We start from the raw sequence: 21,791 nt of genomic DNA, 5'->3' as shown, positions 1-21,791 counted from the left end.
CGATGCTCCCGCGCGACGGCGGTATCCGACCACGCCGCTACCCGCAGTCCTCAGGTAGTGCTGGCCCCCATGGACTAGTTGTCGCCGGCGGCGACCAGCGACCGCAGCATCACCGTCGGGTTCTCCCGCGCCACGTTCTCCAGCCGCCACTTCGTCGAGAAGACCGCCAGCAGCGCACCGTCACTGCGGGTCAACACCTCGACCGAGGCCAGCTTCTGCAGCACCTCGGCGCCGTCGGCGTCAGTGATACGAGCGACGGTGTAGGACAACGATTCCAGCGTGATCGGGGCGCCGAACTCTGCTGCCATCCGGTGGGTGGCCACCTCGAACTGCATGGGCCCGACCGCCGCCAGCACCGGCGCCTGCTCGCCGCGGCGATCAGAGCGCAGCACCTGCACCACGCCTTCCTGGTCCAGCTGCTCGATACCTTTGCGGAACTGCTTGTGCTTGCTCGGATCCTTGCCCCGCGCGACCGCGAAGTATTCGGGCGAGAAGCTCGGAATCGGCGGATAGACCACGGGCACTTCGGAATACAGCGTGTCACCCGGGCGCAGCGCCGCCGCGTTCGCCAGACCGATGACATCGCCGGGCCACGCGGTGTCCAACGTGGAGCGCTGCTGACCGAACACCGTCTGCGCGTACTTGGTAACGAACGGCTTGCCCGTCGCCGCATGGGTCAGCACGTCACCACGTTCGAACGTGCCCGAACACACTCGCGCATAAGCGATCCGGTCGCGGTGCGCGGAGTCCATGCCGGCTTGGACCTTGAACACGAACGCGCTGAACGGCGACGTCGCCTCGCGGCGATTGCCGTCGGCATCGAGCGCACCCGACGGTGGTGGGGCGAGCTCGGCGAGCACGTCGAGCAGCTGGTTCACCCCGAAGTTCAGCGCCGCCGAGGTGAAGAGCACCGGGCTCGACGTGCAGTCGCGGAACGTCTCCGGATCGAAATCGGCGTCGTCGGCGCTGAGCAACTCCGACTCCTCGACCGCGGTATCCCAGTCCACACCCGCGGCGTCGTGCGCCTTGTCGGCGTCGATGTGCTCCTCCGGCGCGGCGGTGGCGCCGCCGGCGGTGCGGGTGAAGCGGATGTAGGTGCCGGTACGGCGGTCCAGCACGCCTTTGAAATCGCCGGCGATGCCGACCGGCCACGTCAGCGGAGTCGGTTTGAGCCCGATGCGCGTCTGGATCTCATCGATCAGTTCCAGCGCATACCGGCCCGGGCGGTCCCACTTGTTGATCACGGTGATGATCGGGATGCGGCGGTGCCGGCAGACCTGAAACAGCTTGAGCGTCTGCGGCTCCAGGCCCTTGGCCGCGTCGATGAGCATGACCGCCGAGTCGACAGCGGTCAACACGCGGTAGGTGTCCTCGGAGAAGTCGGCGTGACCCGGGGTGTCGAGCAGGTTGATCACGCAGGTGTTGCCGGTCTTCGTCACGTACGGGAACTGCAGCGCCGTCGACGTGATCGAGATGCCGCGCGCCTTCTCCATCTCCATCCAGTCCGACACCGTCGAGCGGCGGCCCGCCTTGCCGTGGATGGCGCCGGCCTCCGTGATGGCCTTGGCGTGCAGCACCAACGCCTCGGTCAGCGTCGACTTGCCGGCGTCGGGATGACTGATGACGGCAAAGGTCCGCCTGCGCTGCGCCTCGGCCGACAACTGATCGGGCCGGGACCCGGCGGTACTGGTCGTCATGATGACGTCAATGGTATTGCCGCCGGCGGTGAAACCAAGAATCGCAGGCGAGGCGCTCCTTATGCGGCGGCGTCCAGAGCCTTCTTCGTCTCCGCGTCGAGCTCGATGTCGGCGACCGCGGTGTTGTCCTCCAGGTGCGCCACCGACGACGTCCCCGGGATCAGCAGCACGTTCGGGGCGACCGACAGCGTCCAGGCCAGCGCGATCTGTGCCGGTGTGCGTCCGAGCTTCTCCGCTTCGGCGCGCACGGCCGGGTGGCCGAGGACCGGGTTGTCGGCCGCGAACGCCGATCCGAGCGGGAAGAACGGCACGAACGAGATGCCGTGTTCGTTGCACAGCTCCAGAACCGACTGGGACCTGCGGTCGACGAGGTTGTAGGCGTTCTGCACCGTGACGATCTCGGTCTTGTCCAACGCGATGCGCAGGTGCTCCTCCGATGCGCTGCTCAACCCGATGCCCTCGATCAACCCCTCGTCACGGGCTGCGATCATCGCGTCGAGTTGGCGGGGAAACAGGTCGGCGTCGACCGGCCCGACGCTGTTCGGATCACCGGAGTGGATGCGCAGGTTGACCGCGGCGATGCGGTCCGTGCCCAGCGTCTCGAGGTTCTGTTCGATGTCGGCGCGCAGCTCGTCGGGCTGCTGGGCGGGGTTCCAGTTGCCCTGCTCGTCGCGGCGAGCGCCGACCTTGCTGACCAGGGCCAGGTCCTCGGGATAGGGGTGAAGCGCCTCGCGGATCAGCTCATTGGCGACATTCGGCCCGTAGAACTGGGCCGTGTCGATGTGGTTGATGCCCAGCTCGAGTGCCCTTCGCAGAACTGCGATGGCCTGGTCGTGGTCGCGGGGCGGACCCATCACGCCAGGCCCGGGCAGCTGCATCGCGCCGAATCCGACGCGTCCGACGACATGATCCCCGAGCTTGAACGTCTGCATGGTCTCTAGTGACGCAGAACCGGCGCGGTTTCTTCCGCTTTTGGGAAAGAAACCGCGCCGGATCGACTGCTCAGTCCTCGCCGAGGACCTGATAGATCTCGCGTCGCGCGGTGTTGACGATCTCGACGATGCGTTGCTGCTGCTCACTGGTGGCGGCGTGCGCGGACTGCGCGATCGCTCCCATCAGCTGGCCCACGGCGGTGCGCAGGCCCATGGCGGTCGGATCGGCGCCCGAGGTGATCTCGTCCCACGGCGGGGTCTCGACCTTCTCCGCGGCAGCGCGACCCTCGTCGGTCAGCTCGAACAGCTTCTTGCTGCCCTCGGATTCGGTGGCCACCAGCAGACCCTCATCGACGAGCAGCTGCAGCGTGGGATACACCGAGCCGGGGCTCGGCTTCCACAGCTGCTGGCTGCGGGCGTCGATCTCCTGGATCATCTCGTAGCCGTGCATCGGCCGCTCTGCCAGCAGGGCGAGAATCGCCGCGCGCACGTCACCGCGTCGGCCGCGACCGCCGCCGCGCCGTCCGCCGCCGCGCCCGCCGGCACCGAAGCCGAACGGACCGGGGCCGAATCCGGGTCCGAACCCGGGCACGCCGGGTCCGCCCGGCGCGAAGGGGCCGAATCCGAAGCCGGCCTGACCGCGGTGTTCACGCAGGTGGTCGCGGAATTCACGGCGTGCGTGACGCCGCTGTTCGTGCAGAGCGCGCCGGTCCTGGGGGCCGCGCAGGTCATGCGGGCCGTGGGGTCCTTGCGGGCCGTGTTGGCCGGGGAAGCCGAAACCGAAGCCGCGCTCAGGTGGGGTGAATGGGGTGTTCATGGTGATGTCCTCACGGTGTAGGGGGAAGGAGCTACTGTGTGCGCTCCGATGCATTGACGATATATCGAGAAGTATCGAGATGCAACGTTCAGTTTCGGCGCGGGCTGTCAGGCTGGTGTGATGACCGACACCGACGCCGAGCCCGCGTCCCTATCCGTCGACACGTTCCGCACCGGCAACTACGCGCCCGTGGCCGACGAACTCACCGCTTTCGACCTGCCCGTCGAGGGTGCGATTCCCACCGACCTGTCGGGCTGGTACTTGCGCAACGGCCCCAACCCCCGCGCCGACGGCGGGCACTGGTTCACCGGGGACGGGATGGTCCACGGCGTGCGCATCGAGGGCGGGAGGGCGGCGTGGTACCGCAACCGGTGGGTGCGCACCGACAGCTTCGACGAGCCGTTCGGTGTGTACAACCCCGACGGCAGTCGCAACCTGCGCTCCAGCGTCGCGAACACGCACATCGTCAACCACGCCGGCAGAACCCTGGCGCTCGTGGAATCCTCACTGCCGTACGAGATCAGCACCGAGCTGGAGACCGTCGGCGCCTACGACTTCGGCGGCAAGCTCGTCGACGCGATGACCGCTCACCCCAAGATCTGCCCGACCACCGGCGAACTGCACTTCTTCGGATACGGAAACCTGCTCGGCCCCAACGTCACCTATCACCGCGCCGACGCCTCCGGTGAGCTGGTGATCAACCGACCCGTCGACGTACCCGCGATGACGATGATGCACGACTTCGCGCTGACTGCGAATCATGTTGTCTTCATGGACCTTCCCGTGGTGTTCAATCTCCAGGCCGCGATGGGCGGCAGCATGCCGTTCCGCTGGGACGACGACTACGGGGCGCGGCTGGGGGTGCTGCGCCGCGCGGACCCGTTCGGTGAGGTGCGATGGTTCGACATCGACCCGTGCTACGTGTTCCACGTCGTCAACGCCCACGACACCGCGGAGGGGTTGTGCCTGCAGGCGGTGCGCTACCCCGAATTATGGCGCGAAGGAGGCGATTTCGGGCCCAAAGCCGTGATGTGGACATGGACGATCGACATGCAGCGAGGGACTGTCACCGAGGCGCAGCTCGACGACAGGGAGGTGGAGTTCCCGAGGATCGACGATCGCCTGGTGACGCTGCCTGCCCGCTACTCGGTGTCGGTAGCCGGCTCGAGCCTCCTCCGCCACGACCTCGTCTCCGGCGCCACGCAGGAACACCGCTTCGGCACGGCGGCCTCACCTGGCGTCCCCGGTGAAGCGGTCTTCGTGCCCGCCGACGGTTCCGCCGACGAGAGCAGCGGCTGGTACCTGGCCTATGTCTACGACCCTGCGCGCGACGGCAGCGATCTCGTGATCATCGACGCAGCCGACTTCACCGGCACGCCCGTTGCCAGAATCGTTCTCCCGCAACGGGTTCCCTATGGATTCCACGGCAACTGGATTCCGGGCTAGTCACGCTGTCGCGCTCCGGTGCGCGTGGGGGCTGATGCCGTACGCCCGCTTGAACGCCGTACTGAGCGCGAACGGACTGCCGTACCCCACCTGCCGGGCCACCGCCGCCACCGTGGCGCCGGAGCGCAGCAGATCGGCCGCCAGCGCGAGCCTCCACCCCGTCAGGAAGGCGATCGGCGGCTCACCGACCAGATCGGTGAACCGGCGGGCGAACGCGGCCCGAGAACAACCGACCGCCGCGGCCAGCAGCTCGACCGTCCACGGATGAGAAGGGTTGCGGTACATCAATTTCAGCGCGGGCCCGATCATGCCGTCGTGCTCGGCGCGCCACCACGGCGGCGCGGCGCCCTCGGAATCGAACCAGGTGCGGACCGCGGTGATCAGCAGTAGATCCAGCAGTCGGTCCAGATACGACTCCTGGCCGGGGCCGTCGCGCCCCGCCTCGTCGGACAGCAACGCGACCAGCGACGCGTCGGCCGGCATCACGGCCACCGCGGGTAGCGCGTCGAGTAGACGGGCGCCCACCGTGCTGTACCCCTCGTAGGCCCCGATCACCGATCGGCTGGCGCCGGTGCTGCTGTTGCCCCAGGTGCGCACGCCCAGCGACATCTCGAAACGCAGGTCGTCCCCGGACACCGTCGTGCAGCGCTGGCCGGGGTGGATGACGATCATCGGCGGAGTGCCGGCGTCGTCGGCGAAGACATAGGGCTCGGTGCCGCGCGTGAGCGCCAGCTGGCCGGCCGTCAGCTCGATCGGCTGCCCGTCGACGGGGACGATGACGGCTGTGCCGTGCGTCTGGCAGATGATCGTCAGCGGCGCCTCGTCGCACACGCGCATCGACCACGGCGGGTCCAGCCGCATCCGAAGGACGAACGCGCCCCGGGCGCGGATGCCGTCCAGTAAGCCGGCCAGAGCATCCATGGATCGCAGCGTAGACGCTCGATGATGTGTATGCGGGTTTGAGCTATGGATCGTCTCGACTTCGGTGCGTTGACTGGGGGTCATGACCAGCAGCGCCCTGACCGTCGTCTCCTCCGTCTCCGCGGTGGCCAGTGCCGCCGCCGGCGGCATGATGCTCGTCTTCTCGACGTTCGTGATGGCCGGCCTCGATCGCGCCGGCCCGCAGAACGCCATCGCGGCGATGCGCGGAATCAACGCCACGGCGCAGACCAACGGCGTGTTCCTGCTCGCGTACTTCGGCGCCGCGCTGCTGGCCGTCGCGATGGGCGTGATGGCGGTGGTGGCCTCGCCGCCCGGGCGGGGGTGGCTGGTGGCCGGTGCCGTGCTCGGGGTGGCGGGCGCGGTCGTCACCGTGGTGGCCAACGTGCCTCTGAACGACGGGCTCGACGCGGCCGCCGCCACTCCCGACGTGTGGCAGGCCTATCTCGCGAGCTGGACGTCGTGGAACCACGTGCGGACGGTCACGAGCCTGGCGGCCGCCGTTGCGACGATGGTCGGCGTGGTTCGTCAGTAGGTGGGCGGCTGCAAACGCTGCAGGGCCCGGCGGTGACGCTCGGCGAGCACCGCGGCGAGCACCTGGCCGGCCGGAGTGCCCGGTGGAGGCGGCGGAGTGATCTGCGCGACCACCTCGCCGGTGATGCGGCCGGCCATCTCGTCGCGCACCCGAGGCGCGAGCTGGTGTACTCGGGTGAGGTATTGCCGTGCCAGTTCGACGGTTTCGGGCCTCAGCGCGGACAGCTCGAGCGCAGACGCCCAGGGGGCGAGCTGCGGTGGCATCATCGGCGGCGGTGCCATCCGCGGCCCGCGCTCGGTGATCACGACAGTGCCGGCGAAGATGTCGCCGATACTCTTGCCCTGCGGTGAGACGAGACTGCAGATCACGGCGGGGCCGCCGGTCAGCATCCAGATCTCCAGCACGCCGGACAGAGCGCGAAAAAGGGCCTGCCGGAAGCGTTCTGGACTGCCATCGTCGGACACCACGCGCAGACCCATCGCCATCTTGCCGAGCGACCTACCCCGGGTGGCGGTTTCGAAGATCAGCGGATACCCGACCAGGGCGAGCACCGTGAACACGATCAGGACCGCGTCGGAGAGCGCAGAATCCCACTGCGAGAGCGTCAGCGCCCACAGCAGCACACCCAGGACGTAGGCGATCACCACGACGACGACGTCGATCACCGTCGACACGACGCGCACCGGCAACTGGGCGATCTGGATGTCGAGAACGACCGCGTCACCGGTCACCACCGGTTGCTGCGGGCTGGCCATGACGCCACGCTACTAAAGTCGGCGGGGTGGATGTCGACGCGTTCGTGCTGGCGCACCGGCCGGCGTGGGATCGCCTCGACCATCTGGTGAAGCGACGCAGGCGGCTCACCGGCGCCGAAGCCGACGAACTGGTGGAGCTCTACCAGCGGGTCTCCACGCACCTGTCGATGGTGCGGTCGTCGTCGGCCGACGCCGTCCTCGTCGGCAAGCTCTCCAGCCTGGTGGCACGGGCCCGGTCGGTCGTCACGGGCGCGCACGCCCCACTATGGCGGGAGTTCGTGCGGTTCTGGACGGTGTCGTTCCCCGTCGTCGCGTACCGAACGTGGCGGTGGTGGGCGGGCACCGCGGTCGCGTTCTTCATCGTGTCCGTGGCGTTGGCGGTGTGGGTGGCCGGCACTCCCGAGGTGCAGGCCACCATCGGCACGCCGAGTGAAATCGAGCAGCTGGTCAACACGGAGTTCGCGGCCTACTACAGCGAGCACCCCGCGGCATCCTTCGCGTTCAGCGTCTGGACCAACAATGCCTGGATCGCTGCGCAGTGCGTGGTGGCCGCGATCCTGCTCGGAATCCCGATCCCGTACATCCTGTTTCAGAACGCGCTCAACTTCGGCGTGCTCGCCGGGGTGATGTTCGGTGCCGGCCGCGGCGACATCTTCCTCGGGCTGATCACCCCGCACGGGCTGATCGAATTGACCGCGGTCTTCTTGGCGGCGGCCGCGGGTATGCGGCTGGGCTGGTCGGTGGTCTCGCCGGGGGATCGGCCGCGCGCGCAGGTGCTCGCCGAGCAGGGCCGGTCGATGATCTCGGTGGCTCTGGGGCTGGTCGCGGTGCTCGCGATCGCGGGGCTGATCGAGGCGTTCGTCACGCCGTCGGGGCTGCCGACGTTTGTGCGCATCGCGATCGGCGTGGCTGCCGAAGCCTGTTTCATCGGCTACGTGGTGTATTTCGGCCGTCGCGCCGTGCGCCGCGGCGAGACCGGGGACATCGACGACGCCCCCGATTACGTACCGACGGGCTGAGTTCTCCCGGCGAGAAGACGTGAACTCGCGCGTTTTGGGCGTGTTTCACGCGAGTTTGCGTCTCCTCGCGGGGGTGTTGCGATCCAGATGTGTGGCGATCCGGTCGACGAGCCTCTCGGGATACACGCGCACGTCGGCAGCCACGATCGGAATGACCGTCCACCCGAGCTGTTGGATCGCAGCGAAGCGTGCCTTGTCACGGAGCATCTCGAGCCGGCCCGAATGCCAGTCGACGCTCTCGTATTCCGCGACGACCCCGTGGTCAGGCCAGGCGAAATCGACGCGCCATCCCTCGATCTCGTACTGCAGTTCCGGGCGTGGCAGCCGCCCGTCGATCATGACCAGGCGGGCCTCGCTCTCCATCGGCGACTCGGCGCGGCGGTCGGCAAGCGGTGCCAGAGCACGAACCGCGACGATGCCGCGCCGCCCCTTCTGCTCGGCGATCGCATCCGCGATCTCCTCGGGCGTACACAATCCCGAATGCAAGGCCGCATCGAGCGTCGCGAGCGCCCGCGGTCGCGGCAGCATGCGAGCGACTTCCACCGCGGTCCACGCCGGCGCCGTCGCCAGCCGTCCGTCCACTCGCTTCAGCGGTGCGCCCAGGCGCTGGTGCACCATCAGCCCGAGGTTCGGCCGCAAACGAATGCCGGGGTCCAGTACATGCGTGGTCGTCGTACCCTCGGTGTCGAAGCCGTACAGCGCGGCCGCTGTCCCGAGGCATGCGACGGTCGGTTGGCCCAGGTGGCGGTCCAGCGCTGCGAGCCGACCCGTTCGATCGGGGGTCTCTCGGCTGTACATGCCGTGGCGCACGCGAATCAGCTCGCCGCGCGTCACCATACGGTCGAGCCGTGAGCGGGTGACGACGGTGAGAAGTGTTGCGGTGTTGACGAACCCCGCGTGACGCGCGAACAGATCCTCGAGCCCTGGGTGCATGGCGCCATCGTGGGGCCGATGTGGCGGGGGTGTGGCGCACCAATCGCGTCAGCTGGGGATGGAAGCGGCTGTGGGGATAAGGTTCTCCCCCGCGAGCAGACGCGAACTCGCGTGGACACGCCGCAAAACGCAGGAGATTGCGTCTGCTCGCCGGAAAAAGGTGAGCCCTTACAGGCGGCCGGTGGCCTTCATCGCCAGGTAGTGATCGGCCAGCGCCGGCGCCAGGTCCTCGGGCGGGGCGTCGACCACGTCGACGCCGCGGCTCCGCAACCGCGACGCGATGTCGCGCCGCTCGCCCCGGGCCCGCTCGGCCGCCGCGGCGTCGTATACCTCGACCGCATCCGCCCGGCCCGCCGCCAGCGCATCCACCCGCGGATCGGACACCGCGGCCAGCAGCACCTGATGCTTGGCCGTCAACTGCCCGAGCACCCCCATCAGCCCCTCGTCGATCGCGGTGGCGTTCAGGTCCGTCAACAGCACCACCAGCGCGCGGCGTCGCACCCGCCGCAGCACCGCTGCCACCATCGCCCGCGCATCGGACTCCACCAGCGCCGGCTCCAGCGGCGCCATCGCCTCGACCAGCTGGGCCAGCAGATCGCTGCGCGACGCGTTGAACGCCGCAGCCCGCGTGACCCGATCGTGCGCCAGGAAGTCGACGTGATCGCCCGCGCGCGCCGCCAGCGCCGCCAGCAGCAGCGCGGCATCCATCGACCAGTCCAGCCGCGGCCAGCCGACCGGCTCGGCCGCCGTGGGATCGACACCGACCCGCCCCGCCGACGTCCGCCCTGTGTCCAGCACGATCACCACCCGCCGGTCCCGCTCGGGCCGCCACGTGCGCACCACCACGTCGGCGCGCCGGGCAGTGGCCCGCCAGTCGATCGAGCGGATGTCGTCGCCGACCACGTACTCCCGCAGCGAGTCGAACTCACTGCCCTGACCGCGGATCAACGCCGGTGTCGCGCCGTCGAGTTCGCGGAGCCTAGCCAGCCGCGACGGCAGGTGCTTGCGCGAGAGGAACGGCGGCAGGATCCGGACCTCGCCGGCGACCCGGTGTGACCCCTGCCGGCCCGCCAATCCCAGCGGACCGACGGACCGGGCCGTCACCGGCCCGGCCACCTGGTCGCCACGGCGAACCGGATTCAATGTCGTGATGATCGACAAAGACTGTCCGACAGCAAGATCCACTGCCTGGATGCGTGGCGCGGCGGCTGCGCTCGGCGCCCAGGCGTCCCGCACGACGCCCCGGAAGCGGGACCGGCCGCGGTTGACGACGTGCAGACTGGTCTCGACCGGCTGGCCCAACCTGGCCGATCCGGCCCCGCCGCGGGTGAATTCCAACGCGCGCGGGCTGCCGGCCAGCACGACATCGACGAGCACACCGACGGCCAGCGCCGCGAGCAGGACAACGAAAGTCATTGCGGGAGCTGGTGACAACCCGACCGGCACCGCGCACACCGCGGCGATCAGCCCCGTGCGCCCGGTCAGGATCACCAGCGGGGCACCGGCACGGCAGCGAGAATGCCGTCGAGCACGCCGTCGGTGCTCGCGCCCTCCAACTCGGCTTCCGGGCGCAGCGCCACCCGGTGCCGCAGCGTCGGCCGGGCCATCGCCTTGACGTCGTCGGGGGTGACGTAGTTGCGGCCCGACAGCCACGCCCACGACCGTGCCGTGGCCATCAGTGCCGTGGCGCCACGAGGGGACACCCCGAGCTTCAGCGACGGGGAATGCCTTGTGGCGCCGACGATGTCGACGATGTAGCCGAGCACCTCGTCGGCGACCAGCACACGCCGGACGGCCTCGCGGCCGGCCGCCAGTTCGGCGGGCCCCGCCACCGGACGCACCGCCGACAGGTCGCGCGGATCGAACCCGCGAGCGTGCCGGTCGAGGATCGCGATCTCCTGATCGCGTGGTGGCAGCGGAATGTCGAGCTTGAGCAGGAACCGATCCAGCTGAGCCTCCGGCAGTTGGTAGGTGCCCTCGTACTCGATCGGATTCTGGGTGGCGGCGACGATGAACGGATCGGGTAGCGCCCGGGGATCACCGTCGACGCTGACCTGACGCTCCTCCATCGCTTCCAGCAGAGCGGCCTGCGTCTTGGGCGGGGTGCGGTTGATCTCGTCGGCCAGAAGCAGATTCGTGAACACCGGCCCGGCGCGGAACGTGAACTCGGCGGTGCGGGCGTCGTAGACCAGCGAACCGGTGACATCGCCGGGCATCAGATCCGGGGTGAATTGCACCCGCTTGAACTCCAGCTGCAGCGCCGCTGCCAAGGTTCGCACCAGCAGCGTCTTCGCGACACCCGGAACGCCCTCGAGCAGGACGTGGCCGCGGCAGAGCAGCGCGACGACGAGACCGCTGACCACCGCGTCCTGGCCGACGACGACCTTGCCGATCTCGGCGCGCAGAGCCATCAGCGCGGTGCGGGCCCCCTGCTCGGAGTCATCTGCTGTGCTGGGCTGTGTCACGACTGCGCGACCTGCCTTTCGATGTCGTCGAGTGCGCGGGCCAGGGCCACCAGCTCGGTGTCGCTCTCCGGCGGCGGCCCGTACAGGATATGGGCGACCCCCTGTGGGTCCTGACCGCAGCGCTGCGCTGCGGCCGCGACGACGGTCGCCGGGGCGGCATCGGGCCTCAGGCCCAGCCGGGGCATGAGACGCTGCCGGGCCGACGAGCGCAGCGCATCGGCGGCCCGATCGCGGGCCCGTCTGGACCGGTACAACCTCCCGCGGCCCTCCACCGTCTCCGAGGCGCGCACGACCACCGGCAACGGCTCGGCGACCAGCGGCCCCACCCGTCGGCCCCGCCAGAGCGCCACGACCGCGACGGCAACCACGAGCTGGGCGACCACCCACATCACCTGGTCCGGAATGAGGTCCATGATGCTGGCGTCGCCCGACGCGCCGGCGCCCTCACCGCGTTGAGGCGCGTACCAGATCACCGTGGGGCGGGCGCCGGTCAGATTCATCGCCAGTGCGGCGTTGCCCTCGTCGAGCAGAGCGGAATTGGTCAGGAAGCTGGAGTCACCCACCACGGTGACGGTCCGGCCGTCGTCCTCGTATCGGGCCAGCACCCCGCCGTAGCAGCGGGTCACCGCCGCGGAGCCGGCCGGCTCGAACGTGTCGGCTGCGCCGAACTGCACCGACCCCGCCCGCTCCGCTTCACGCAGGTCGCATCCTGGCGCCAGGCCACCGAATTCGGTGGCGTCACCGCTGCGCACCGCAGGTGCGAGGGCCTCGCGCGCCTTGCCGATCGGTGCGAGGAGCAACCGGTCGCCGGGCACCGCGGCGAGCCGGCGCAGCTGGTCGTCGTCGTAGAGCCAGAAGGTCTGCCCGGCCACCAGCAGGGTGTCCGGTCGGGCGGCGCGCTCGACGTCCGCCACGGAGTCGGCGACCACGACGTCGATTCCGTTGTCGCGCAACAGGGTGACCAGAGCGCGTGTGCCGTCGGGGGACGTCGACGCGGGTTCCAGCGGTCCGCCGGGGCGGGGAGCGGTGAGCCAGGTGCTCAGCGTCGCGATCGCGATGACGGCGGCCAGGGCGAGCAGGACCCACCGCCAGGTCTTCCACTGCTGCCCGAGCGTGGGGCCGATCGCGGTCGTCATCGCACTGGAGCCCAGGGGGGTTGCGCCGAGGACGCTGCCGCGGCGGAACCCGCTCGTGCTCGCCCGCCCAGTGCGTCATCGAGGGCACTCACCATCCGGTACCGCTCTTCGGTGCCGGCCACCCCGCCGTAGCTGACATCGTTGAACGCTGCTGCGGCAGAGTCGAAGTGAGACGCCAACTCGGGCATGGCGCGGCCTGCATCGTGGGCCAGCTCGGTCGCTGTGCGACCGACTGCCGCGCTGAGCACCTCGTCTTCTTCGAGTTGACGGGCCACGGCGCGCAGTCGGTGCTGGATCGCCGGGGTCCAGTCCGCCTGCGCCGCATGGCGCTGCGCGGCCGCGCGGTGCTCGGCGGCACTGAGGATGTGGCCCGCGAACAGCTCGTCGGCCGCACCGGTTCTGCTGCTGCGCATGGCTCGTCGTGCGATGCGCACCACGATCAGGACAGCCGCGATGGCGAGCAGCACCAGCACCGTGACGGTGACCCAGCCGCCCGGCAGCGACGCCGCATCGGCGGTGATGCGGTAGAGGAGACGGTCGAGCCAGGCGAGGAACTGGTCGGTCAGCGACGGACGCGGATAGATGGCCTTGGACAGTTCGTTCTGTGCCGCGTCCCGGGCTGCGTCGCGGTCGATGTCGATCGGCGCCACGTCACCGCCGGCCGCTCAGCCACAGGTCGTCGGTGGAGTGCGCCGTCGGTGTCTGAACGGCGCCGGTCTGCAGCACCAAATCGAACGCCTCGGCCCGGATGCGGCGATCGGTGTATTGCAGCACCACGATTCCCGCGTTGAACGGGCCGGTGATGATCTGGCCGACCGCACCGCCGACGGCGATGATGACCAGTGCGACCATCGCGGCCGACACGCTGCCCCCCGTGGTCAGAAGGACCTGCCCGCCGAAGCTGAACGGGATGGCAACGGCGCCGGCGACCAGTTGGGCGACGAGCATCGCGAGCAGCCGGATGCCCAGCACGCGCCAGAAGTCACCGCGGATCAGCTCGAACGAGCGGCGGACCGCCGAGACGATGTCGCGGCGCTCCAGCACTATCGCGGCCGGGGTGAAAGCCAGCATCGTCGCCCCGTAGAGCAGCGCGGCGATGAGTCCCAGTCCCAGTGGTACGGCGATCATGAAGGCCGCCCACCCGTTGCCGAACGCCGCGACCACGGCGACGATCGCGACGACGATGCCGATCAGTACGATCGCGGCGATCGCTTCCAGGATGGTGAAGCCGAGCAAGGCCCACAGGCGCGGTTTCAGCCGCTGCCACGCTTCACCGATAGTGATGCCGGCACCGAAGATCGCGCGCCCGATGACGACGGTCAGCAGGCCGCTGAGCAGGATCGTCGACAGGGCGGTGGCGATTCCCGCGGTGAGGCTGGACACAAGCGACGCGATGCCCGCGCCGGTCTCGAACATGGTGGCGCCGGTCGCGGCGCTGTCGATCGCCCGGTCCACGTCGCCGCTCAGTGCCAGCGGCCACAGCGACAGGATGAGGGCCAGCACCTGCGCGGCGACCACGACGATCGTCGTCAGCCCGAGGGTGGCCTTGGGGTTGGCCCTCATGTAGGCGAATGCTCCGTTGAACATGTCCGACAGAGACAGAGGGCGCAGGGGCACGATGCCCGGTCGCAGAACCGGCGGGGGGCCGTAGCCCGGCGGCCCGAAACCCGGGGGAGGCCCGAACCCGGGGGGTGGTCCGTAGCCAGGTGGGGGCCCGTGGCCAGGCGGGGGCCCGTAGCCGGGAGGTGGGCCGTAGCCGGGAGGTGGGCCGTAACCCGGGGGAGGCCCGTAACCGGGGGGAGGCCCGTAACCGGGGGGAGGTCCGTAGCCCGGGGGCGCGCCGGTGGGAGGGCCCCAGCCGGGGGCCGGTCCGTATCCACCGGCGTCGTAGGTCATGATCACCATCTTGTCGAGCGTGCCGACTCTTGTCGACGCGGCCCCCACCGGGCGGTCCGTTTCGGCACGGGCGTCCCGGGTACTCCCGCCGCATGACCCGATTCGGCTACACCCTGATGACCGAGCAGAGTGGACCCAAAGACCTTGTCCGCTATGCAGTTTCGGCAGAGCAGGCTGGTTTCGACTTCGAAGTCTCCAGTGACCACTACTTCCCCTGGCTGGCCTCGCAGGGGCATGCGCCGTACGCGTGGACCGTGCTAGGCGCGGTCGCACACGCGACCGAACGTGTCGAGTTGATGACGTACGTGACGTGCCCGACGATCCGCTATCACCCCGCCGTCGTCGCGCAGAAGGCGGCGACGCTGCAGATCCTTGCCGACGGCCGCTTCACCCTCGGCGTCGGCACGGGCGAAAACCTCAACGAGCACGTCGTGGGGCAGCGGTGGCCGACGGTCGCGCGTCGTCAGGAGATGCTGCGCGAGGCGATCCAGATCATCCGCGAACTGCACACCGGCGATCTCGTCGACTGGAAAGGCGAGTACTTCGAGGTCGACTCGGCCCGGATCTGGGATGTACCGGAGGTGCCGGTGCCGATCGCGGCGGCCGTCTCCGGGGACCGCTCAGTGGAAGCCTTTGCTCCGCTGGCCGACCATCTGATCGCGGTCGAACCCAACAAGGACCTCGTCGACGCCTGGCACGATGCCCGCCGGGCCACCGGACTGCCCGGCGATGTCCGTGTGATCGGACAGATCCCGATCAGCTGGGACCCTGACCGCGACGCCGCCGTCGAACGGGCCCACGACCAGTTCCGGTGGTTCGCCGGCGGCTGGGCGGTCAACGCCGACCTCCCGACCACGATGGGCTTCGACGGAGCCACCCAGTTCGTCCGCCCCGAGGACACCGCGGACTCGATCCCGTGCGGACCCGACCTGGACGCGATCGTCGACGCGGTCTCGGAGTACTGGAAGGCAGGGTTCACCGACATCGCGCTGGTCCAGGTCGGCGGTAACACCCAGGACGCGTTCCTGAGCGAGGCGGCGGGCCCGCTGCTCGAAAAACTGCGCAACGCGGCGGCGTGAGGAGGGTTCGATGACACGAGGCAGCGGAATCTACGACGGCGAGGACGGGTCGAGCGCCGACAAGGCCGCCGGCACTGAGAAAGGCACCGAGAAGGACCCGGACCGCGACACCCCGGACGTGGACAAGGACAGCGGCGAGCCGACCGCCTAGCGCGTCGCGACCGGATCACCGCGGCGCTTGGTCTCCAGCCGGTACCACGTCCACCAGAACAGCAACGCCGACGCGATCGACCCCGCGGCGGCCAACCACTGCGAGCTGAGGAACAGCCGCCACGACGTCGGTTCGTCCTCGACATGGGCCGCCACCGCGTGCAGCATCTGGACCCCGCCGAGGCCCAGGCATGCCGCGCCGACGACGCCGACGGCGACGACGAACACCGTGCGCAGGACGTAGCGCTGCGGACTGGGGGACACCACGGCGCGAATCCGACCGGTGCGTGACAGCAGCAGCGCGGCCAGGCACGCCACGATCAGCGCCACCGCATCGGCGGCCAACGTGTCCGACAGCCGGTGTGCCTTGATGATCACCGTGTACGCACCGATGCCCACCGCCCACGTCAACGTCAGGAACATGGCGACACCGCGGAAGCGGTAGGGCATGACGATCATCGTCGCGAACAACAGGCACATGGCCGCCGTGGTGTGTCCGCTGGGCAGCGTGTTCTCCAGGAACGACTCGTCGGCCGCGATCAGGTCGGGCCGGGACAGCACGTGGTACTTCAGGATCTGCGTGACGGCCTGGCCGCCGAGGATCACGCCCACCCCCGCGACCGCCAACCACACCTGGCGCCGCAGCAGGCCGATCGCCGCGACGAGCACCGTGGCGGCGATCTGAGAGCTGACCGTGATCGTGTGGAACGCCCGCAACGCAACCCGGTGCAGCTCGGGATCGACCTGATCGGCGCCGCGCAGCGCGGCGTCCTCGACGCGCTGACCCAGCGTGGTCTGGACGGCCAGGAGATAGACCGCGACGAAGAACAGCAGGGCCACGATCAGCACGGCCGCCCACTGTCGGCGCGTGCGCCGTAGGCGGTCATCCCCGACGTCGGCGATGCGTCGTCGCGCCCTGGTCACCGGCCATCCCCCCGTCGGCGCTCGAGAAAACAGGAAACGCCCAAACCGGCAATCGGTTTGGGCGTCGTCGCTGTCGGGGTGGCGGGATTCGAACCCACGACCTCTTCGTCCCGAACGAAGCACGCTACCAAGCTGCGCCACACCCCGTGTGAAGCCACGACAGCGTATCGCACGGCCCCGGTGTGAAGCCAAACGCATGACACGCCGCGGGATGGAATGGGTATGTCAGTGGCGTTGTGCACACTGACGAACAGCAACGACCGAAACGAGGCAGGTCATGACCGGACTGGGTGCATCGCTCTACCTGGGCTTCTTCGCGCTGGCAGCGCTCTGGCTGTTTCTGACCTCCGACGGGCCCCTGTCGCCGCTGTCACGGCGATCACAGGATCACGGCCAGCAGCCCGACCGTTCGAACTCGGCGAGCACCTCGGCCGGTTCTGACGGATCGAGCCCGTGGCTGGTCAGCCACTCCTCGCGAAAGTAGGTGTCGGCGTAGCGTTCGCCGCCGTCGCACAGGAGCGTCACGATCGAGCCGGACCGGCCGGCCTCTGCCATCTCACACAGCAGCTTGAAAGCGCCCCAGACATTCGTCCCGGTCGACGGACCCACCCGTCGGCCCAACACCCGGCTCACGTGGTGCGCAGCCGCGACCGACGCCGCGTCGGGCACCACCACCATGCGGTCGACCACCCCCGGCAGGAACGACGGCTCCACCCGCGGCCGGCCGATGCCCTCGATGCGTGAGGACTTTCCGGTGACCACGTGCGGGTCGTCGCGCACATACGACGGGTAGAACGCCGAGTTCTCCGGGTCGACCACGCACAACCGTGTCGGATGCCGGCGATAGCGCAGGTAGCGGCCGATCGTCGCGCTCGTGCCGCCCGTGCCTGCGCCCACCACGATCCATTCCGGGATCGGATGGGTCTCGCGCACCATCTGGTCGAAGATCGACTCGGCGATGTTGTTGTTGCCGCGCCAGTCGGTGGCCCGCTCGGCGTTGGTGAACTGGTCGAGGTAATGCCCGCCCGTCTCCTCGGCCAGCCGCTGCGCCTCCGCATACACCTGTGCTGACTCGGTGACGAAATGGCAACGGCCACCCTGGGATTCGATCAACGCGACCTTGGTAGCACTCGTCGATGCCGGCATCACGGCGATGAACGGCAGCCCGATCATCGACGCGAAATATGCCTCCGACACCGCCGTCGAGCCCGACGAGGCCTCGATCACCGTCGTGCTCTCGCAGATCCACCCGTTGCACAGCGCATAGAGGAACAGCGAGCGCGCCAAGCGATGCTTCAGGCTGCCGGTGATGTGGGTGCTCTCGTCCTTGAGGTACAGGGCGAGATCGCAATCGTGCCCCCACCGTGACGGCAGCGGATAGCGCAGCAGATGCGTGTCAGCGCTGCGGCGTGCGTCCGCCTCGATGAGCCGGACAGCATTGTCGACCCACGAACGGGACCGGTCCTGCACGGCGGACGAGGCCGAGTGGCTCACCGTGCCGATACGGTCGGATGCGATTGCCCGGCAACACTTCTCGCATCAGAGCCGCCCGTCGGTGCGGCCACCAGCGTCAGCAGCGTCGCCTCCGGGCGGCAGCAGAACCGCAGCGGGGCGAATGGCGACGTGCCGATACCCGCCGACACGTGCAGCTGGGTCCGCGCGCCCCACCGCGACGGGCCTTTGACCCGTGAGCGATCCAGTTCGCAGTTCGTGACGATCGCGCCGTAGAACGGCAGGCACAGCTGCCCGCCGTGGGTGTGCCCGGCCATCACCAGCTGATAACCGTCGGCAGCGAAACGGTCCAGCACCCGCGGCTCGGGGGAGTGCGTCAACCCTAGCGTGAGGTTCGCCGTCGGATCGGCTGCTCCTTCGATGGTGGCGTAGCGGTCCCGCGACAGGTGCGGGTCGTCCACGCCGGCCGCGGCGATCCGCAACCCCGCGACGTCGAGGTCGCGCCGGGTGTGGGTCAGGTCCAGCCAGCCCCGCTCGGTGAACGCTGCGCGCAGGTCCTGCCAGGGCAGCGGTTCGCCGTGGATGCGGTGCGTCGGCTTGGTCAGATAGTTGGCGGGGTTCTTCAGCCGCGGCGCGAAATAGTCGTTGCTGCCGAACACGAACACCCCGGGCACCGACAACAGGTCGCCGAGGGCCTGCACCACCGCTGGTACGGCCTTCGGGTGGGCCAGGTTGTCTCCGGTGTTGACCACCAGATCCGGCTGAAGGCTCGCCAGGTCACGCAGCCAGGCCTGCTTGCGGCGCTGTCCGGGGCGCATGTGAATGTCGCTGATGTGCAACACCTTCAGCGGTGACGAACCCGGCGACAGGACCGGCATCGTCGCCTCCCGCACCACGAACGCGTTGCGTTCGATCACCGAGGCGTAGGCGATGCCGGCCACGAGCGTGCCGGCTGACACGAGGGTGGTGTTCTTCGCGACGGTCTTCACCTTCGAACCAGGAGAACCAGGCATCGTTCAAGCGTACTGCCACCGGCTGTGCCGCGAGCGGCGCGCACCGATCAGGGCGGTGGTGGCGGCGCGGGCGGCGGCGGGCCGAGCACCGGCACCGTGATCGGTGGCAGACCCGGGATGTTGATCACGGTCTCGCCGACCGGAGGCGGCGGAGCGCCCGGAGGTAGCGCACCCGGCGGAGGCGGCGGCGGGGCCGGCGCGATGCCGTTGGAGATCTGGATCGTGATGATCGACCCGGGCACCGTCTGCCCACTCGGCGACGTCCCGACGACGGTGCCGTAAGACGACGCGCTGTTCACCGGGGTGGCCTGATCGGCGACCTGGAAACCGGCCTCACGCAGCCGTGCCCGCGCGGTGTCCTGGCTCATCCCCGCCACGCTTGGCACTCGCGATCCGGGCGCCCCGTCGACGTATCGGGGATCGGTCGGCGGCAGCGTGACGTCGGTGAACGGCGTGGTCAGGGGCTCCATCGCGGTGAACCAGGTGCGGGCCGGCTCGTTGCCGCCGAACAGGTTTCCGTCACCGCACTGACGGAGCGGGAACGAGCACAGTTCGCCGGGGGAGTTGGAATCGTCGTAGATGTAGTTCGCGGCCGCGAAATGGTTGGTGAAGCCGAGGAATCCCGACGAGCGGTGCGCCTCGGTGGTGCCTGTCTTGCCGGACATCGGCAGGTTCCAGCCGACCGAGCCCGCCGCGCCGGCTGCGGTACCCCCACCCTGGTCGTCCTTGCTCATCGCATTGGCCAACGTGTTGGCCAGGCCCTCGGGCACCGCCTGCTCGCATGTCTCCGTCGTCACCGAGACCTCTTCGCCGCGGCGATCCAGGACCTGCGCGATCGGGTTGGGTGGGCACCACGTGCCGCCGGAGGCGAGCGTGGCGGCGACGTTGGACAGTTCCAGCGCGTTCACCTCGACCGGGCCCAGCGTGAACGATCCGATGTTCTGCCGTTTGATGAAGTCGGCGAGGCTTTCGTTGCTCTCGGGATCGTAGTCGCGTGCTGTCCCGGGCAGTGCGTAGGAGCGCAGCCCCAGCCGTACCGCCATGTCGACCGTGCGCTGCACGCCGACCTGCGCGATGAGCTTGGCGAACGCCGTGTTCGGCGACGTCGCCAGCGCATCGGTGACGCTCATCTGGCCGCGGTAGTTGCCGGCGTTCTGCACACACCACGTCGCCGGGGGGCAGCCCTTGGCGCCGCCGGAGCCCAGCCCCTTGGCCTCGAACCGCGACGGCGCATCGAGCGTGGCGTTGATGCCCATCCCCATGTCCAGGGCCGCGGCGGTGGTGAAGATCTTGAAGATCGATCCCGCGCCGTCACCCACCAGGGAGAAGGGCTGCGGCTGCATCGTCTCGCCGGCGTCGAGGTTCAGCCCGTAGGTCCTGTTGCTGGCCATCGCCAGCACGGGGTGGGACTCCTTACCCGGCTGGATCACGCTCATCACGCTCGCGACCCCGTCCAGGTCGGGCGCTGCGATGCTGGTGATCGACGACTTCACGGTGTTCTGCACGTCCGGGTCCAGCGTCGTCTTGATCAGGTAGCCGCCCTTGGCCACCTGGTCCTTGCTGATCCCGGCCCGAGCCAGGTAGTCAAGCGCGTAGTCACAGAAGAACGCCCGGTCACCGGCGGCGATACAGCCGCGCGGCAATTCCTTCGGCGTGGGCAGGATGCCGAGCGGCTCCTGCTTGGCGGCGCGCAACGCGTCGGCCTGGTCGGGGATGTTCGCGATCATCGTGTCGAGCACCAGATTGCGCCGCGCCAACGCCCCGTCGGGGTTGGTGTACGGGTTCAGCGTGCTCGTCGACTGCACCATGCCGGCCAGTAGCGCGGCCTGCTGCCAGTTCAGCTCCGAGGCGTTGATGCCGAAGTAGGTCTGCGCCGCGTCCTGGATACCGAAGGCTCCGTTGCCGAAGGACACCAGATTGAGGTAGCGGGTCAGGATCTCCGGTTTGGTGAACGTCTTGTCCAGCGTCAGCGCCATCCGGATCTCGCGCAGCTTTCGCGCCGGGGTGGTCTCGATGGCGGCGCGCTTCTCGGCGTCGGTCTGGGCGATCACCAGCAGCTGGTAGTTCTTCACGTACTGCTGCTCGAGCGTCGAGCCGCCGCGGGTGTCGAGGTTGCCCGACAGGTAACCCGAGAGACCCGTCAGGGTGCCCTGCCAGTCCACGCCGTTGTGCTCGGCAAACCTCTTGTCCTCGATCGAGACGATCGCCAGCTTCATCGTGTTGGCGATCTGATCGCTCGGGACCTCGAAGCGCCGCTGACTGTAGAGCCAGGCGATGACGTTGCCCTTGGCATCGACCATCGTCGACACCTGGGGCACCTCACCCTCGACGAGCTGGGCCGAGCCGTTGGCCACCACATCGGAGGCGCGGTTGGACATCAGACCCACCCCGCCGACCACGGGGAACATCAATCCGGCGGCGACGACGCTGGCGAGAAGGACGCACCAGGCGAGCTTGATGACCGTGACCGCCCGCGGCGGCCGGGCCCTCTCGTCCTGCGGCATGGGTACAGACTAGCGACGCCCGCTCAGCGCTCAGCCGCCGAGCGCCCGCTCCTGACTCCTGGCAGCACCTGACAAACGCCGAGGTCGCGCACTGTACCG

20 protein-coding genes and 1 tRNA gene are annotated in these 21,791 nt (G+C 69.2%); 5 read left to right on the top strand and 16 right to left on the bottom strand.

All coding sequences use genetic code 11. From position 1 onward, the window contains the following. Window positions 1-74 precede the first annotated feature (74 nt). The 3 genes from ACZY1G_RS14140 to ACZY1G_RS14130 form a co-directional block, all read right to left on the bottom strand. Window positions 75-1,697: a peptide chain release factor 3 gene (locus tag ACZY1G_RS14140; RefSeq protein WP_463822732.1), complete on the bottom strand. Its 1,623-nt coding sequence runs from the start codon at window positions 1,695-1,697 to the stop codon at window positions 75-77. A gap of 59 nt (window positions 1,698-1,756) precedes the next feature. Continuing rightward, complete coding sequence (locus ACZY1G_RS14135; protein ID WP_463812485.1) at window positions 1,757-2,629, bottom strand: oxidoreductase; 873 nt, start codon at window positions 2,627-2,629, stop codon at window positions 1,757-1,759. A gap of 70 nt (window positions 2,630-2,699) precedes the next feature. After that, entirely contained in the window at window positions 2,700-3,446 is a 747-nt protein-coding gene (locus ACZY1G_RS14130; protein WP_463822731.1) for a PadR family transcriptional regulator, read from the bottom strand. 120 nt (window positions 3,447-3,566) lie between these two features. On the opposite strand from ACZY1G_RS14130, the gene ACZY1G_RS14125 reads away from it, so the two are divergent. Then, window positions 3,567-4,892, top strand: coding sequence for a carotenoid oxygenase family protein (locus ACZY1G_RS14125; protein WP_463822730.1), 1,326 nt, complete (start codon window positions 3,567-3,569; stop codon window positions 4,890-4,892). Here the strand turns inward: ACZY1G_RS14125 and ACZY1G_RS14120 are convergent, their stop codons facing one another. Next, on the bottom strand, window positions 4,893-5,813 hold the full coding sequence (locus tag ACZY1G_RS14120) for an AraC family transcriptional regulator (RefSeq protein ID WP_463822729.1): 921 nt from the start codon (window positions 5,811-5,813) through the stop codon (window positions 4,893-4,895). A gap of 82 nt (window positions 5,814-5,895) precedes the next feature. On the opposite strand from ACZY1G_RS14120, the gene ACZY1G_RS14115 reads away from it, so the two are divergent. Further along, entirely contained in the window at window positions 5,896-6,366 is a 471-nt protein-coding gene (locus ACZY1G_RS14115) for an anthrone oxygenase family protein (protein WP_463812481.1), read from the top strand. Here the strand turns inward: ACZY1G_RS14115 and ACZY1G_RS14110 are convergent. Then, window positions 6,360-7,121 carry an RDD family protein gene (locus ACZY1G_RS14110; RefSeq protein ID WP_463822728.1) on the bottom strand — a complete coding sequence of 254 codons (762 nt, stop codon included), beginning with the start codon at window positions 7,119-7,121 and terminating at the stop codon, window positions 6,360-6,362. The genes ACZY1G_RS14115 and ACZY1G_RS14110 overlap by 7 nt on opposite strands. Window positions 7,122-7,147: 26 nt before the next feature. Here ACZY1G_RS14110 and ACZY1G_RS14105 point away from each other — a divergent pair, with 26 nt between their 5' ends. Continuing rightward, a complete protein-coding gene (locus tag ACZY1G_RS14105; protein ID WP_463812478.1) occupies window positions 7,148-8,140 on the top strand; it encodes a stage II sporulation protein M in 993 nt (330 codons plus the stop codon). A gap of 45 nt (window positions 8,141-8,185) precedes the next feature. On the opposite strand, the gene ACZY1G_RS14100 is transcribed toward ACZY1G_RS14105, so the two are convergent. The 6 genes from ACZY1G_RS14100 to ACZY1G_RS14075 form a co-directional block, all read right to left on the bottom strand. After that, window positions 8,186-9,073 (bottom strand): hypothetical protein, encoded by an 888-nt coding sequence (locus ACZY1G_RS14100; RefSeq protein WP_463822727.1) that lies wholly within the window; start codon window positions 9,071-9,073, stop codon window positions 8,186-8,188. A 168-nt stretch (window positions 9,074-9,241) separates the two neighbouring features. Continuing rightward, window positions 9,242-10,564: a DUF58 domain-containing protein gene (locus ACZY1G_RS14095; RefSeq protein WP_463812476.1), complete on the bottom strand. Its 1,323-nt coding sequence runs from the start codon at window positions 10,562-10,564 to the stop codon at window positions 9,242-9,244. Further along, the gene (locus ACZY1G_RS14090) at window positions 10,561-11,484 is read right to left on the bottom strand and encodes an AAA family ATPase (protein WP_463814747.1); all 924 of its coding nucleotides are present in this window, start codon (window positions 11,482-11,484) and stop codon (window positions 10,561-10,563) included. Before ACZY1G_RS14090 ends, ACZY1G_RS14095 begins: the two co-directional genes overlap by 4 nt. 50 nt (window positions 11,485-11,534) lie before the next feature. Beyond that, window positions 11,535-12,674 (bottom strand): DUF4350 domain-containing protein, encoded by a 1,140-nt coding sequence (locus tag ACZY1G_RS14085; RefSeq protein WP_463822726.1) that lies wholly within the window; start codon window positions 12,672-12,674, stop codon window positions 11,535-11,537. Beyond that, a complete protein-coding gene (locus ACZY1G_RS14080) occupies window positions 12,671-13,324 on the bottom strand; it encodes a DUF4129 domain-containing protein (RefSeq protein WP_463822725.1) in 654 nt (217 codons plus the stop codon). The genes ACZY1G_RS14085 and ACZY1G_RS14080 overlap by 4 nt, the downstream gene beginning before the upstream one ends. Before the next feature lies 1 nt (window position 13,325). Further along, window positions 13,326-14,570 carry a DUF7847 domain-containing protein gene (locus ACZY1G_RS14075; RefSeq protein WP_463823001.1) on the bottom strand — a complete coding sequence of 415 codons (1,245 nt, stop codon included), beginning with the start codon at window positions 14,568-14,570 and terminating at the stop codon, window positions 13,326-13,328. Between the two features lie 92 nt (window positions 14,571-14,662). Between ACZY1G_RS14075 and ACZY1G_RS14070 the strand changes: the two genes are divergently transcribed. After that, window positions 14,663-15,649 carry an LLM class F420-dependent oxidoreductase gene (locus ACZY1G_RS14070; protein ID WP_463822724.1) on the top strand — a complete coding sequence of 329 codons (987 nt, stop codon included), beginning with the start codon at window positions 14,663-14,665 and terminating at the stop codon, window positions 15,647-15,649. A 10-nt stretch (window positions 15,650-15,659) separates the two neighbouring features. Then, on the top strand, window positions 15,660-15,800 hold the full coding sequence (locus ACZY1G_RS14065; RefSeq protein ID WP_463822723.1) for a hypothetical protein: 141 nt from the start codon (window positions 15,660-15,662) through the stop codon (window positions 15,798-15,800). On the opposite strand, the gene ACZY1G_RS14060 is transcribed toward ACZY1G_RS14065, so the two are convergent. From ACZY1G_RS14060 to ponA2, 5 genes are all read right to left on the bottom strand, one after another. Beyond that, entirely contained in the window at window positions 15,797-16,723 is a 927-nt protein-coding gene (locus ACZY1G_RS14060) for a phosphatase PAP2 family protein (protein ID WP_463812471.1), read from the bottom strand. The two genes, ACZY1G_RS14065 and ACZY1G_RS14060, sit on opposite strands and share 4 nt — an antisense overlap. A 73-nt stretch (window positions 16,724-16,796) precedes the next feature. Further along, a tRNA-Pro gene (locus tag ACZY1G_RS14055) sits at window positions 16,797-16,870 on the bottom strand. Between the two features lie 240 nt (window positions 16,871-17,110). Then, entirely contained in the window at window positions 17,111-18,217 is a 1,107-nt protein-coding gene (cds1, locus tag ACZY1G_RS14050) for an L-cysteine desulfhydrase Cds1 (protein WP_463812470.1), read from the bottom strand. Beyond that, window positions 18,214-19,188, bottom strand: coding sequence for a metallophosphoesterase (locus ACZY1G_RS14045; RefSeq protein WP_463822722.1), 975 nt, complete (start codon window positions 19,186-19,188; stop codon window positions 18,214-18,216). Before ACZY1G_RS14045 ends, cds1 begins: the two co-directional genes overlap by 4 nt. A gap of 47 nt (window positions 19,189-19,235) precedes the next feature. Next, window positions 19,236-21,692, bottom strand: a complete 2,457-nt coding sequence (gene ponA2 / locus ACZY1G_RS14040; protein WP_463812468.1) for a transglycosylase/D,D-transpeptidase PonA2 — start codon at window positions 21,690-21,692, stop codon at window positions 19,236-19,238. Window positions 21,693-21,791: the final 99 nt, after the last annotated feature.

The organism is Mycobacterium sp. IDUB_5 (genome assembly GCF_055419565.1).
The sequence above is the reverse complement of the archived record's forward strand: the minus strand, read 5'-3'. Positions and strand labels throughout refer to the sequence as shown.

What these genes read in the sequence shown, in the direction of transcription:
- ACZY1G_RS14065 (WP_463822723.1), top strand. Translation starts at nt 15,660, where the DNA reads ATGACACGAGGCAGCGGAATCTACGACGGCGAGGACGGGTCGAGCGCC.
- ACZY1G_RS14140 (WP_463822732.1), bottom strand. Translation starts at nt 1,697, where the DNA reads ATGACGACCAGTACCGCCGGGTCCCGGCCCGATCAGTTGTCGGCCGAG.
- ACZY1G_RS14125 (WP_463822730.1), top strand. Translation starts at nt 3,567, where the DNA reads ATGACCGACACCGACGCCGAGCCCGCGTCCCTATCCGTCGACACGTTC.
- ACZY1G_RS14135 (WP_463812485.1), bottom strand. Translation starts at nt 2,629, where the DNA reads ATGCAGACGTTCAAGCTCGGGGATCATGTCGTCGGACGCGTCGGATTC.
- ACZY1G_RS14130 (WP_463822731.1), bottom strand. Translation starts at nt 3,446, where the DNA reads ATGAACACCCCATTCACCCCACCTGAGCGCGGCTTCGGTTTCGGCTTC.
- ACZY1G_RS14090 (WP_463814747.1), bottom strand. Translation starts at nt 11,484, where the DNA reads ATGGCTCTGCGCGCCGAGATCGGCAAGGTCGTCGTCGGCCAGGACGCG.
- ACZY1G_RS14110 (WP_463822728.1), bottom strand. Translation starts at nt 7,121, where the DNA reads ATGGCCAGCCCGCAGCAACCGGTGGTGACCGGTGACGCGGTCGTTCTC.
- ACZY1G_RS14075 (WP_463823001.1), bottom strand. Translation starts at nt 14,570, where the DNA reads ATGACCTACGACGCCGGTGGATACGGACCGGCCCCCGGCTGGGGCCCT.
- ACZY1G_RS14100 (WP_463822727.1), bottom strand. Translation starts at nt 9,073, where the DNA reads ATGCACCCAGGGCTCGAGGATCTGTTCGCGCGTCACGCGGGGTTCGTC.
- ponA2 (WP_463812468.1), bottom strand. Translation starts at nt 21,692, where the DNA reads ATGCCGCAGGACGAGAGGGCCCGGCCGCCGCGGGCGGTCACGGTCATC.
- ACZY1G_RS14120 (WP_463822729.1), bottom strand. Translation starts at nt 5,813, where the DNA reads ATGGATGCTCTGGCCGGCTTACTGGACGGCATCCGCGCCCGGGGCGCG.
- ACZY1G_RS14070 (WP_463822724.1), top strand. Translation starts at nt 14,663, where the DNA reads ATGACCCGATTCGGCTACACCCTGATGACCGAGCAGAGTGGACCCAAA.
- ACZY1G_RS14115 (WP_463812481.1), top strand. Translation starts at nt 5,896, where the DNA reads ATGACCAGCAGCGCCCTGACCGTCGTCTCCTCCGTCTCCGCGGTGGCC.
- ACZY1G_RS14045 (WP_463822722.1), bottom strand. Translation starts at nt 19,188, where the DNA reads ATGCCTGGTTCTCCTGGTTCGAAGGTGAAGACCGTCGCGAAGAACACC.
- ACZY1G_RS14085 (WP_463822726.1), bottom strand. Translation starts at nt 12,674, where the DNA reads ATGACGACCGCGATCGGCCCCACGCTCGGGCAGCAGTGGAAGACCTGG.